12 protein-coding genes are annotated in these 12,635 nt (G+C 74.0%); 2 read left to right on the forward strand and 10 right to left on the reverse strand.

Annotation, left to right across the window (positions count from 1 at the left end; translation table 11 throughout):
• Nucleotides 1-203 precede the first annotated feature (203 nt).
• Nucleotides 204-3,575, forward strand: a complete 3,372-nt coding sequence (locus CLV35_RS11140) for a BTAD domain-containing putative transcriptional regulator (protein ID WP_121193895.1) — start codon at nt 204-206, stop codon at nt 3,573-3,575.
• 7 nt (nt 3,576-3,582) lie between these two features.
• Here the strand turns inward: CLV35_RS11140 and CLV35_RS11145 are convergent, their stop codons facing one another.
• The 10 genes from CLV35_RS11145 to CLV35_RS11185 all read right to left on the reverse strand — a co-directional run bounded on the left by CLV35_RS11145 (nt 3,583) and on the right by CLV35_RS11185 (nt 11,982).
• Nucleotides 3,583-3,966 carry a RidA family protein gene (locus CLV35_RS11145; RefSeq protein WP_121193581.1) on the reverse strand — a complete coding sequence of 128 codons (384 nt, stop codon included), beginning with the start codon at nt 3,964-3,966 and terminating at the stop codon, nt 3,583-3,585.
• A gap of 31 nt (nt 3,967-3,997) precedes the next feature.
• Entirely contained in the window at nt 3,998-5,272 is a 1,275-nt protein-coding gene (locus CLV35_RS11150) for a type III PLP-dependent enzyme domain-containing protein (RefSeq protein ID WP_121193582.1), read from the reverse strand.
• Nucleotides 5,269-6,177, reverse strand: a complete 909-nt coding sequence (locus CLV35_RS11155; RefSeq protein ID WP_121193583.1) for an SMP-30/gluconolactonase/LRE family protein — start codon at nt 6,175-6,177, stop codon at nt 5,269-5,271. Before CLV35_RS11155 ends, CLV35_RS11150 begins: the two co-directional genes overlap by 4 nt.
• A gap of 13 nt (nt 6,178-6,190) precedes the next feature.
• Nucleotides 6,191-6,952 (reverse strand): SDR family oxidoreductase, encoded by a 762-nt coding sequence (locus CLV35_RS11160; protein ID WP_121193584.1) that lies wholly within the window; start codon nt 6,950-6,952, stop codon nt 6,191-6,193.
• 93 nt (nt 6,953-7,045) lie between these two features.
• Nucleotides 7,046-7,669 carry a CG0192-related protein gene (locus CLV35_RS11165; RefSeq protein WP_183061928.1) on the reverse strand — a complete coding sequence of 208 codons (624 nt, stop codon included), beginning with the start codon at nt 7,667-7,669 and terminating at the stop codon, nt 7,046-7,048.
• 34 nt (nt 7,670-7,703) lie between these two features.
• A complete protein-coding gene (locus tag CLV35_RS20070; protein WP_183061929.1) occupies nt 7,704-7,943 on the reverse strand; it encodes a hypothetical protein in 240 nt (79 codons plus the stop codon).
• Between the two features lie 21 nt (nt 7,944-7,964).
• Nucleotides 7,965-9,197 carry a PD40 domain-containing protein gene (locus CLV35_RS11170; RefSeq protein ID WP_121193585.1) on the reverse strand — a complete coding sequence of 411 codons (1,233 nt, stop codon included), beginning with the start codon at nt 9,195-9,197 and terminating at the stop codon, nt 7,965-7,967.
• Nucleotides 9,198-9,249: 52 nt separating this feature from the next.
• Nucleotides 9,250-10,053 (reverse strand): amino acid ABC transporter ATP-binding protein, encoded by an 804-nt coding sequence (locus CLV35_RS11175; protein ID WP_121193586.1) that lies wholly within the window; start codon nt 10,051-10,053, stop codon nt 9,250-9,252.
• Entirely contained in the window at nt 10,050-10,997 is a 948-nt protein-coding gene (locus tag CLV35_RS11180; RefSeq protein ID WP_121193587.1) for an amino acid ABC transporter permease, read from the reverse strand. The genes CLV35_RS11175 and CLV35_RS11180 overlap by 4 nt, the downstream gene beginning before the upstream one ends.
• 4 nt (nt 10,998-11,001) lie before the next feature.
• Complete coding sequence (locus CLV35_RS11185) at nt 11,002-11,982, reverse strand: ABC transporter substrate-binding protein (protein WP_231121717.1); 981 nt, start codon at nt 11,980-11,982, stop codon at nt 11,002-11,004.
• 391 nt (nt 11,983-12,373) lie between these two features.
• On the opposite strand from CLV35_RS11185, the gene CLV35_RS11190 reads away from it, so the two are divergent.
• Nucleotides 12,374-12,631: a CbtB domain-containing protein gene (locus tag CLV35_RS11190; RefSeq protein ID WP_121193589.1), complete on the forward strand. Its 258-nt coding sequence runs from the start codon at nt 12,374-12,376 to the stop codon at nt 12,629-12,631.
• The last annotated feature ends 4 nt before the right edge of the window (nt 12,632-12,635 follow it).

The following is a 12,635-nucleotide window of genomic DNA, read 5'->3' on the forward strand; positions in this document are numbered from 1 at the left end:
GTGTCGGAGTTCTCGCGACGGATGCGGACAGGTTTCGTTCACCGGCCCCGACGCCGGATCCGACCACGGGGACGAGGGCCTGACCCGCCTCGGGCTCGCGCCGCCAGAGCCCGCATGAAGCGGCCGATCGTGCCGGACGGCCCGTACGCGCTGCGCCGTTCGGCCCCGGCGCCCGGCGCCGGGGTGCGAGGATCCCGGGCGTGATGCTCTACCGGCTCCTCGGGCCCTTCGCGGTCGAGCGGGCCGGTCGCCCGGTCGACCTCGGCGGGCCGAAGCAGCGCGCCCTCGCGGCGGCCCTCGCGCAGGAGGCGGGCGTCACCGTCAGCACCGACCGGCTGCTGCAGTGCATCTGGGGCGACGACCAGCCCCCGAGCGCCGTCTCGAGCCTGCACGCGCTGGTCTCCCGCGTGCGCAGCGCCCTGCGCGCCGAGCCGGGGGAGCCGGCCGCGGTCGTACGCAGCGGCAACGGCTACTCGCTCGACGTCCCGGCGTCAGCCCTCGACACGACGCGGTTCGTCGAGGCCGCCCGGGCGGCGCGCTCGTCGGTGCAGCGCGGCGACTGGGCCGGCGCCGTGCGGCAGGCCGAGTCGGCGCTGTCGTGGTGGCGCGGAAGCTACCTCGAGGACCTCGCGGACGAGGACTGGGTGCGCCCGTCGTCCGCGGCGTGGAGCGAGCGCCGCGCCGGTGTGCTGGAGGACCTCGTGACCGGCCTGCTCGGTGTCGGCGAGCTGGCCACGGCGGTCGCCAGGACCGGCACGATGCTCGCGGAGCAGCCGCTGGGCGAGCGGGCGGCGTGGCTGCACATGACCGCGCTGCACCGGGCCGGTCGCTCGGGGGACGCGCTCGCGGCCTACCGAAGCCACGCCGCCGCGCTCGACGACGAGCTCGGGCTGGAGCCCGGTCCTGAGCTCAAGGGCCTGCAGACTGCGATCCTGCGCCAGGACCCGGCGGTCGCGGGCTGGCCGGCCAGTGCGTCTCCACCGATCAGACCAGAGCAGACCTCTGAAGTCAGAGCGGTGGAGACGGGCGAGCGGCTGGTCGGGCGCACCGCAGAGCTGGCTGTCGTCGACGAGGTCCTGCATCTCGCGCGAGGACAGCGGTCGGCGTGGCTGGTGCTCATGGGCAAGGCAGGCATCGGCAAGACGCGGCTGGCTACGGAGGCGGCGGCGCACTGGCGCGCCGAGGGCGGCTCCGTCGTGCAGGTGGCCTGTCCTGACGACGACGCGCCACCGCCGTGGTGGCCGGTCCGGCAGGTGCTGCGAGCGCTGGGCGCCGACCCCGGCCCGGTGCTTGCGCCGGAGGCGAGCGTCGACGCGGACACCGCCCGCTTCGACGCTCTCGAGCGGGTGCGCGACGTGGTGGTCGCCGAGCTCGCCCGAGGCCCGCTGCTGCTCCTCGTCGACGACGCGCACTGGGCCGACCCGGCGTCGCTGCGCCTGTTGTCGCTGCTCGCCGAGACGGTCGACGTGGCCGGGCTCGCCGTCGTGCTGACGGCCCGCGACGGCGTGGACGCCCAGCCGCTCGCCCGCGTGCTCGCCGCCGTCGCGCGGCGGCCGGGCAGCCGGCACCTCGTGCTCCCACCCCTGGGCGCGGGCGACGTCGAGGCCCTGGCCTCGCAGGTGTCCGGACGCTCCCTCTCCGCAGCAGACGCCGGTCAGCTCGTCTCGCTCACGGGCGGCAACCCCTTCCTGGTGCGGGAGTACGCACGTGGCGGCACCAGCGACGAGGCACCTGCGGCAGTGCGCTCGGTGCTCCGCCGACGGCTCGACGCGTTGCCTGCTGCCCTGCTGGAGGTCGTACGCGTCGTGGCGGTCCTCGGCGACCCGCTCGACGTCCGGACGGTCGCGGCGGTGCTCGGACGCGACGAGCTCGAGGTCGCCGGTGATCTCGACGACGCGGCCGACAGGGACGTCCTGGCACCGGCGCTGGCCGGCGGTGGATACACCTTCGCGCACGCCCTGCTCCGCGAGGAGGCGGCGGCCGACGTGCCGGGGCTGCGGCGGGAGCGGATGCACCTGGCCGCTGCCGAAGCGCTCGCGTCCTCCTCGCTGGCCGACGACGTCGTGCGTCGGGCAGCCCACCTGCGGGCTGCCGGCCAGCTCGCCGACCCGCCCACCACCTTCGCCGCCGCTCATGCGGCAGCGCTGGCCACGGAGGCACAGTGGGACCCGGACGCGGCCGCGACGTGGTGGCGCGTCGCCGTCGAGGCCCTCGACGCCTCCGTCGGCACCGACGCCCGGCAGCGCGACGGCCTCGTCGCCGCCGAGCTGGCAGCGCTCTCCCGCGCCGGCCGAGGGCAGGACGTGCTCGACGTGCTCGACCGCGAGCTGGTGGTGGCCCTGCGAGCTGGGCTTCCTGGCTCGGCGGGACGGCTCGCAGCGAACCTGATGCGCGCGTCGGGCTCCTGGCCGTGGCCGGCCTACGGGTCGGACCCTGCACCACTGATGACCACTCTGCGCGGGCTCGAGCCGCTTCTCGCCCGAGATCCTGCGGCTCGGTCCCGCGTGCTCGCCGTCACCGCCATCGGCAGCTGCTACGACCTCGACCCCGCGGTGCCCGACGGGCTCAGCGCCCGGGCGCTCGAGCTGGCCCGCTCGACGGGCGACCCCGACGTCGTCGCCGACGCCCTGCTGGGGCGCGCACTGACGTTCTCCGGTGTCGCGTCCCACGCCGAGGAGTCGATCGCCCTGCTGGAGGAGCTCGGCTCGCTCGGGCACGCGTTGGCACCGCTGGACGAGGTGATCCGGCACAACGTTCTGACGATGGCCTGCATGAACCTCGGCCGGGTCGACGAGGCGGAGCACCACGTCGCCGCCGGAGTGCTCGGCAGCGACCTGTTGCGGCTGCCGGTCAACCGCGTGCAGCTGCGCTGGGCGGAGGCCTGCACCGCGCAGTGGCGCGGCGACCTCGACCGGGCCGAGCAGCTCTACGCGGCGGCCGAGCGCGCGCACCGGGCGACCGAGCTGCAGCAGTCGGGCACCTTCGAGCTCGCCCAGCTGGTGCTCGCCTGGGAGCGGGGCAGGGTCGGCACCCTCGTCGGCCGCGTGCCGACCAACCCCGTGGTGGAGGCGTGGGTGGCTCCCGTGGTCGCGGCTGCTGCCGACCGCCCGGGCGCCGACCGTGCGCTCGAGGCCGAGGTCCGCAGACCCGAGCCCGACGTCTGGACCTCGCACGGCCGGCTGACCCTGCTCGCGCACGCTGTGGCAGACCGTGGTCTGCTCCACCTCGTACCGGAGCTGCGGACGCGCCTGGAGCCGCTCGCGGGAGAGCTCGCCACCATCGGGCAGATCGGGACGCCGGGACCGGTGTCGCTGGCTCTCGCCCGGCTCGCCCGGCTGGCGGGGGAGCGGGAGGCGGCCACCGCGTACCTCGCTGCTGCACTGGAGACCGCTCGCCGCCTGCGCGGCGCCACGTCGGAGCTGAGGTGCCGGCTGCTCGCGCTCGAGTGGGCGGTGGGCGACGGGATTCCTGCTGCGCGCGAGCGAGAAGAGCTCGAGGAGCTCGCCCCGTCGGCTGCTGCCCGTGGCATGCACGGGCTGGCCGAACGGGCCGACGAGCTGCTCGCGCGGCGGTGACCTCGGCTCAGGCGCCCGGGTCGCGCATCGCCACGGCGTCGATCTCGACCAGGATGCCGGCGAGCTGGCTGCCGACGGTCGTGCGCACGGGGTAGGGGGCCGGCACGACCCGGGCGTAGACCTCGTTGAACTCCGCGAACAGCGAGAGGTCGGAGAGGTGCACAGTGGTCTTCATGACGTCAGCGAGGGTCAGGCCGACGACGTCGAGCGCCAGACTGAGGTTGCGCAGCACCGCCTCGGTCTGGGCGGCCACCCCCTCGGGGACCTCGCCGGTCTGGGGGTCCTGCGGGCCGAAGCCGGCGGTGAAGACGAGCCCGTTGAGCTCGACGACCTGGCTGTAGGGGCCGGCCGGCGCGGGCAGCCGGTCGCTCACGTGGGCCTGCTTGGGCATGGCGTTTCCTCTCCTCGAACGGGTGCAGTGCTCAGAAGAACGTGTGGGCCACGCCGGTCACGCGGCCCTCGTCGTCGGCCAGCAGGGCGTGCTGCCACTTGTCCATCGCCGTGCAGGGATGGGAGATGCCGAGCACGACGGTGTCGCCGACCTGCAGGGGCTCACCCGTCACGCGGAGGAAGCCGTGCTGGTCGTTGAGCGCGACCACCTCGGCCTCCCTGACGTCGACAGCCTCGCCGCCGCGGTCGGCGGCCAGCACCACCGGCAGCCCCTCGTCGAACGACACGTCGCGCCGGCCGGCGTTGAGCAGCACCAGACCCGGCTCGGGCGCCGAGACCACCGTGGTCCGCACGCGGAGCGCGGGCACGAACTCCGGGAGGTCGGCTCCGCGCAGTGAAGGTGAGTCGCGCAGGTAGACGCCGTGGTCGTGCACGACGTAGGCCCCGCTCCGCACGACCACCGACGTGCCGGGCAGCGGGTCGCGCCACAGCTCCTCGGCGACGACGTCGAAGAAGTGGCTGCCACCGGCGGAGAGCACGAGCCCGCCACCGAGCAGACCGAGCTCCGCGAGCTGGCGGCCGGACAGACGTACGCTGCGGCACAGCTCCCGGACGCCGTCGACCACCAGCTCCGGCGTCGGTGCCGTCACCGGTCCCTCGAAGCACGACACCCCTGCGACCTCCAGCCCGGCCGCGTGGGCGGCGCGGGCCACCGACACGACGTCGGCACCACTGCGTACGCCGGTGCGGCCCTGCGCCACCCCCACGTCCACGAGGAGGCGGAGCCGCCGGCCGACGAGCGGTGCCAGCAGCTCGACGCCGCGGGTGCTGTCGACGTGGACGAGGACCTCGAGCCCCTCGGTGGTGTCGAGCAGGCGCCGCAGCGCAGCGAGGCCTCCGGGGTCGGCCACCTCGTTGGCGATGAGGACCCGTCGGGCGCCGTGCGCGACGAAGACCGCTGCCTGCCAGGGGTTCGCAGCGGTGAGCGCCCAGGCGCCCGCCTCGAGCTGGGCGACGAAGAGCTCCGGGCTCATCGTCGTCTTGGCGTGCGGGGCGAGCTGGACGTCGCGGCTGCGGCAGAAGTCCGCGAGGACGGCGATGTTGTGGCGCACGGCCGGTGCGCTGACCACCAGCGACGGGGTCGAGAAGCGCTCGTCGGTGACGCGGACGCCCGACTCGACCAGCGCGCGCGGCGTCGTCGGACCCGCCAGCCCGGCGAAGCCCTTGGCCAGCGGGGTCACCGGGGTGTCCGCGAGCGCGTCGAGCGCCGCACGGGCGGCCACCGCGTCGAAGGCCTCCGCGGTCACCGGGACCCTGGTGCGAACGTGCGGGGTGCGCCGGTGACCGACATGACGAGCGAGTAGATCGACGTGGTGGCGGCCATGAACATGCGGTTGCGGCGCTGGCCGCCGAAGGTGATGTTGCCGACGACCTCGGGCACGAGGATGCGCCCCAGCAGGGTGCCGTCGGGGTCGTAGCAGTGGACGCCGTCGGCGCTGGCCGCGGCCCACAGCCGTCCGGCGTCGTCGAGGCGGATGTTGTCGAACCCGCCGTCTGCCGGCCCGGTCGCGAAGAGCCGGTCGTCGGCCAGCGTCCCGTCGTCGGCGACCGAGAAGGCCCGGATGAGGTTGGCGCCGCTGTCGGAGACGAACAGCTGCGACTCGTCAGGGGTGAGGACCAGCCCGTTGGGGTTGTCGAACCCGTCGGCCGCGAGCGAGACGGCGCCGGTGGCGGGGTCGATGCGGTAGACGTTCGACGCGCCGATCTCGCTCTCGCCGCGGTTGCCCTCGTAGTCGCTGAGGATGCCGTAGACCGGGTCGGAGAAGAAGATCGTGCCGTCGGAACGGACGATCACGTCGTTGGGGCTGTTGAGCCGCCGGCCCTCGAACCGCTCGGCGAGCACGGTGACCGAGCCGTCGTGCTCGGTGCGCGTCACCCGCCGGTTGCCCTGCTCCGCGCTGACCAGGCGCCCGTGGTGGTCGATGGTGTTGCCGTTGGGGAACCCCGCGGGCGAGCGGAAGACGCCGACCGTGCCGGTGGCCTCGTCCCAGCGCAGCAGCCGGTCGTTGGGGATGTCGCTCCACAGCAGGTAGCGCCCGGCAGGGAACCAGACGGGCCCCTCGGCCCAGCGGCAGCCGGTGTAGACGGTCTCCAGCTGCTTGTCGCCCCGCGCGCAGTCGGCGAACCGCTCGTCGAGCACCTCGTAGAGCACTGCCCCTCCTCGCTCAGCCGCGGCCGACGAAGGGCATCTTCGTCGCCATCACGGTCATGGTGGCCACGTTCGCGTCGAGCGGCAGGCCGGCCATGTAGACGACGGCCCGGCCCACCTCGGCGACGTCCATCAGCGGCTCGGGCCGGACGCTGCCGTCGGCCTGCACCGCCCCGTCGGCCGCGCCGCGTGCCATGTCGGTTGCCGCGTTGCCGATGTCGATCTGCCCGCAGGCGATGTCGAACTCGCGCCCGTCGAGCGCGGTCGCCTTCGTCAGTCCGGTGACCGCGTGCTTGGTGGCGGTGTAGGCGATCGAGCGCGGACGCGGCGCGTGGGCGGCGATGGACCCGTTGTTGATGATGCGGCCGCCGCGCGGGTCCTGGTGGCGCATGACCCGGAACGCCTCGCGCGTGCAGAGGAACGCGCCCGTGAGGTTGACGGCCACGACCTCGTTCCACGCGGCGAGGTCGTGGGCGTCGATGTCGACGCTGGGAGCTCCGGTGCCGGCGTTGTTGAAGAGCAGGTCGAGGCGTCCGTGCCGGCGCACGGTCTCGTCGAACAGCGCTCGTACGCTGCCCTCCTCGGTCACGTCGGCCGCCACCGCTTCGAGCGAGCCGGCGAGCCCGTGGCCCTGGTCGACGACCGACTCGAGGGCGGCGACCCTGCGCCCGGCGAGCACCACGGTCCAGCCGGCCGCTGCGAGAGCCGTGCCGACCGCCGCGCCGATGCCGCTGCCGCCGCCCGTGACGACGGCGATGCGCGGGCTGTCGCCGGCCATCGGCCCTCCTGACTGCTTCGCGGGCCGACGGATGCGGCGCTCGAGCCGATCATGCACCCCGTCGTGCACGCTGCGGCACGTGGGTCGACCCGGTCAGCGGACGACGGCCAGCACGACCGGCTCGTCCTGGCCGGCCCAGGTGCCCGTCAGCGCCGGACCGCCCGGGAGGACCCGGTCGAGCCTGCGCGCGACCACCAGCTGACGCCCGCCCGCCTCGACGGTCGCCGGGTCGCTGTCGGCGTCCGTGCGTACGCCGTCCACCTGCGGCACCGTCGCGTCCGGCGACCCGCTGCCGCGCACGAGGACGGTGGGCGTACGCGCCTCCCGCCGGTCGCCGTGGTCGACCTCCTCCGCGGCGCCCGTGCCGCCGGTGAGCACCACCCGCAGCAGCCCGGCGGCGTAGACCGGGTCGCTGCACGCGTCGTAGACCCAGCGCCGGCCGAGCACGGAGTGCTCGACCGTCCCGACGAGGGCCACCGCCTGCTCGTCGACCGGTGCTCCGCGGTAGGTCAGCGGCACCTGCAGCAGCGGGCCGGCACCACTGCGTACCACGAGGGTCTCGACGCCCACCTCGCCGGCCGGGTCGTCGAAGCGGTAGGCGCCCACCTGCTCGAGCTCGGGCGTCCCGGAGCCCGTCCACCACGGCCGCGTCGGCAGCCACGCGGTCAGCAGCTCGAGCTTGGTCGGGACGAGGGTCGCGCGGTGGATCAGTGCCATGCGACGGATCGTAGGCGAGGCCGGTCGGGCCGGCTCAGCGGTCGCCGACGGCGTTGACCGCCCGCAGCACCACCCAGTAGATGACGCCGGCGATCGCGCCGGTGAACACCCCTGCCAGCACCGCGTGGAGTACCGACGTACCGGCAATGAGGTCCTTGACGATCCACGCAACCACGAAGACCAGGGCGAGGCCGGCGGCACCGACGGCGGGTGACCGGCGCCGGTCCCACAGCTCCTGCTGCGCACGGCGGGCGAAGGCGGGGAGCTCGGGCACGGCTCCCATGCTCCCAGACGCTCAGGGGGCGAGCGCCAGCACGCCCGCCTGGTAGAGGACACGGCCCGGCACCAGCGGCCCGACCGAACGCAGGCCGTCGAGCCTGTCGCGCCACACGAGCAGGCGGGTACGGCTGCCCTCGCCCAGCGACACGACCAGCCAGCTGCTGTCGGGCGACCACGTCAGCCCGGCGGAGTACTTCGCCGCGAGCTCCACGCCGTCGAGCACGCGCAGCTTCCCCGTGCGCAGGTCGAGGACGGCGATGTCGGAGGTCGGCCCGGGGTGGTCGAGGTAGAGCCGCGGGTCGCTGAGCTCGCGCGAGAGCTGGAAGGCGGCGTACCTGCCGTCCGGGCTGAGCGCCGCTGCAGAGGTCGGCGCCCGACTGCTCGGCACGGTGACGCGCCGCAGCGTACGAGCAGCGGGCGAGCCGAAGCTGAGGACGCACGGGCTGCCCTCGTCGCAGTAGCCGGCGAGCAGCACCGCGCGGGCGTTGGCGCCCATCAGGCGGCCCTCGCCGACCGTGCGCAGCCGGTGCCCGTCGGCGCGTGAGCGCACCTCGACGGCGGGGGCGAAGTTGCCCGACGTGCCGAGGATGCCTTCGGGCAGGGTGCTGTCCGGCGAGAAGTCGCCGCTCAGGCGTAGCGTGCCCCGCCCGTCGAGCCGGTGCATCACCACCGGGGCGGAGTTGTCGTCCGGCCAGTCGACCGCGTAGGTGCCACCTGAGCCGGTCACGATCTGGTCGGCGTGCGACCGGCTCGGCGCCACCGGTGCCAGGTCGCCGTCGAGCCGCAGGACCTCGGAGGTCAAGGCGCTCAGCTCGTCGCAGGTCGCGGCCAGCAGGGCGAAGCCGCTGCCCGCGCGCTGGAGCGAGGTGACGTAGCCGCCCGCGAGCCCTCCGACCGCGCTCACCCGTCCCGAGTCGAGGTCGACCGCGTGCAGGCCGTCGCCCGCCACGAGCAGGCGCAGGCCCGTCGGCTCGTCGAGGGCCGGCGCCGTGACCCGGGGCACCGCGACGGTGTTCCCGCACGCGCCGGCGCGCTCCGGCCACGGCGTGGGCGTGGGACGAGACACCTCCAACGACGCGGTGGTGGTGGGCGCCGCACGCACCGTCTCGGGCAGCGGCGGTGACCCGCGGCTGACGAGCCAGCCCCCGACGCCGAAGGCGGCGAGCAGCACCGCCACCACCGCGATGCCGCGGCGCGACGGCGGCGGCGGCGCGGGCTCCGGCTCGGGCGTCAGGTCGAGCAGCTCCACCGCCCCAGTGCACCACCGCCCGCGCGTCAGGAGAAGCGCGGGGCGGTCACGATCACAGCACCTTGGACAGGAACGCCCTCGTGCGCTCGTGGCGCGGGTTGCCGAGGACCTCGGCGGGGGAGCCGTACTCGACGATCACCCCGCCGTCCATGAACGCCACCTTGTCGGCGACCTCGCGGGCGAAGCCGATCTCGTGGGTGACCACGACCATCGTCATGCCGTCGGCCGCGAGCCCCCGCATGACGTCGAGCACCTCGCCGACCAGCTCGGGGTCGAGCGCGCTCGTCGGCTCGTCGAAGAGCATCAGCCGCGGCTTCATCGCCAGCGCGCGGGCGATCGCGACGCGCTGCTGCTGCCCGCCCGAGAGCTGCGAGGGGTGGTGGTCGGCGTGGTCGAGCAGGCCCACCCGGCTCAGCAGGGTGCGCGCCTGCTCCCTCGCCTCGCCCGGCTTGACGCCGCGCACGCGCACCGGCGCCTCCATGACGTTCTCGATGGCCGTCATGTGCGGGAAGAGGTTGAAGCGCTGGAACACCATGCCGATCTCGGCCCGCTTGGCGGCCACCTCCTTCTCGCGCAGCTCGTGGAGGGTGTCGCCGACGCGGCGGTAGCCGACCAGCTCGCCGGAGACCTCCAGCTCGCCGCCGGAGATCTTCTCGAGGTGGTTGATGCAGCGCAGGAAGGTCGACTTGCCGCTGCCGCTCGGGCCGAGCAGGCAGAGCACCTCGCCGGGCGCGACCGAGAGGTCGATGCCCTTGAGCACCTCGTGCCGGCCGAAGCTCTTCCGCACGGCCCGGGCGCAGACGACGGGCTCGGTCGGCGTGCCCGTCGTCGCGGTGCTGGTCGTCGGGGTGCTCACGAGGGTCCTCCACCGAGGCGGGGCATGCCCAGGGCGAGCATGCGCAGGCGCTGCAGAGGCGTCGGCGGCAGCGCCCGGCTGGCGCCGCGGGCGAAGCGCCGCTCGAGGTAGTACTGCCCGACCGTCAGCGTGCTGGTCATGATGAGGTACCAGGTCAGCGCGACGAAAAGCAGTGGCATCACCTGGTAGTTGGTGTTGTAGATCAGCTGCGCCGAGTAGGTCAGCTCGGTGTAGGCGATGATCGTGACGATCGAGGTCGTCTTCAGCATCGAGTTGAACTCGTTGCCTGTCGGCGGGATGATCACGCGCGCCGCCTGCGGCAGGATGATGCGCCGCAGCGCCAGCCCGCGGCCCATGCCCAGCGCGGCCGCGGCCTCGCCCTGGCCCTCGTCCACCGAGAGCAGGCCGGCGCGGACGATCTCGCTGTAGTAGGCCGCCTCGCTGAGCCCGAGGCCGAGGATCGCCGCCATGAACTTGGTGACGACGTCCTTGGCGTCGGCGGAGACGAACTCCGGGCCGCCGAAGGGGATGCCGAAGCTGACCTTCGGGAGCAGGGCGCCGATGTTGTACCAGACCAGCACCTGCACGAGCACGGGCACGGCGCGGAAGAACCACACGTAGAGCCAGCAGATGCCCGCCACCACCGGGTTCGCCGACCGGCGCCCGATGGCGAGCAGGGTGCCGAGCACGATGCCGAGCAGCATCGCGACGATCGTCAGCACGATGGTCGCGCGCACGCCGGAGAGCACCTGGGAGTCGAAGAAGAAGTCCCCGAAGGTGCCCCAGCCGAAGCGGGGGTTGCGGAACGCGCCCTGCACCAGCTGGGCGAGGACGACCAGCAGGAGCACCGCCGCCACCCACCGCCCGGGATGGCGTACGGGGACGACCCGGGCGGGTGGGCGGTCGGTGGTCGGCGCGTCGGCGGTGACGGGCGGCTGGCTCATCGGATCAGCTGGTGGCGCCGTTGATCACCGGGTCGGTGATCGCACCGTTCTGGGTGCCCCAGGTCTCGAGGACCTTGGCGTAGCTGCCGTCGGCGATCAGCGCCTTGAGCGCGTCCTGCACGGCCTTGGCCATGCCGTTGCCCTTGGGCAGCGCGATGCCGTAGGGCGCCTCGCCGTAGGGGTCGCCCGAGAGGACGAACGCGCCCTTGCTCCGCTTGACCTGGTAGGCGGCGACGGGGGAGTCGGCCATCGACACCGCGTCACGGCCGCTCGACAGGGCGACGTTGGCCGCGCCCTGGTCGGGGTACTGGTCGACCTTGACGGCCTTCTTGCCGCCGTCGGTGCACTTCTTCGACTGCGCGGTCGCGTCGTCGGCCTGGGTGGTGCCCTTCTCGACCGCGACGTTGAGCCCGCACAGCTCGTCGAGGGTGGTGACGGGCTTCGCGCCGGCCTTGGTGAAGAACGAGGTGCCGGCGTTGAAGTAGGTCACGAAGTCGACGACGGCCTCGCGCTTCTTGGTGTCGGTGAAGCTGCTCATGCCCATGTCGTAGCGGCCGGCCTGGATGCCGGGGATGATCGAGTCGAACGTCTGGTTGACGACCTCGACCTGCAGGCCGAGCTTCGCGCCGATCGCCTTGGCCAGGTCGGCGTCCATGCCCACGACGGTCTTGCTGCCCGGCTGGAAGAACTCGTTGGGCGCGTAGCTCGCGTCGGCGGCCACGGTCAGCTTGCCCTTGCTCTTGACCTCGGCGGGCACCTCGCTGGCCGGGTCGGCTGCCGCTCCCGTGCCGCCGGAGGCGTCGGCCGAGGCCGCGGGGGCGTCGGAGCCGCCGGCCGCGGGCGCCGAGGCCGCCGCGGAGGAGGGCGCCGAGGCCGCCGGTGCCGCACCGGCGTCGGTCGACGGCGAGCTGCTGCCGCCGCAGCCGGCGAGCGCCAGGCCGGTGACGGTCAGCGCCAAGGGGAGAGCGCGGAGCGGAGTACGCACGGAGGACCTTCCTGTCTCGTCTGTCGGACCCGGACCTTCCCGGATTCGGGTGGTGATGCGGGTGCCGCACGCAGGATTGAACTCGAACGGACGACCCTGCGTGTTGCGTCCAGGTGACCGGCGCGTGTCCGCAGGTGGGGGCACGACCGGGTCGCCTGGTCGGGCGAGCCTACCGACCGGCGAGCGCTCTGGCAGCCGTCCTGTCCACACGCCCCTCCGGCGTGCCATGATGGCCGCCTCGAGCGCTGGAAGCCGGTGAGAGCCCGGCGCGGTCGCGCCACTGTGACTGCTCGTGCGGACGGAGCGCCGTCCGCACGGTGGGAGCCAGACCTGGCCTCGGGACCGTCCCACCCGTCATCCGTCCGGGCGCGTCTACCCAGGAGCCGACACCATGGCCCACGCCTTCCCCCCTGCCCAGCTGCCTGCGACTGCCGCCGCTGCGCGTGCCGACGGGGCCGGTGCCCCCGTGGCGCTGCCCACCGTGTCGCTGCGCGAGCTGGCCCCCTTCCTGCTGCTCGCCCTGGTCCTGGGTGCGCTCGCGGTCTACTTCGTCGGCGCCGAGCAGGGCGCCACCTCGCTGCTGGGCGGCCACGTCGTGCACGAGTTCGTGCACGACGGGCGCCACCTCATCGGCTTCCCCTGCCACTGAGGCG

Source organism: Motilibacter peucedani (genome assembly GCF_003634695.1).
GTDB lineage: Bacteria > Actinomycetota > Actinomycetes > Motilibacterales > Motilibacteraceae > Motilibacter > Motilibacter peucedani.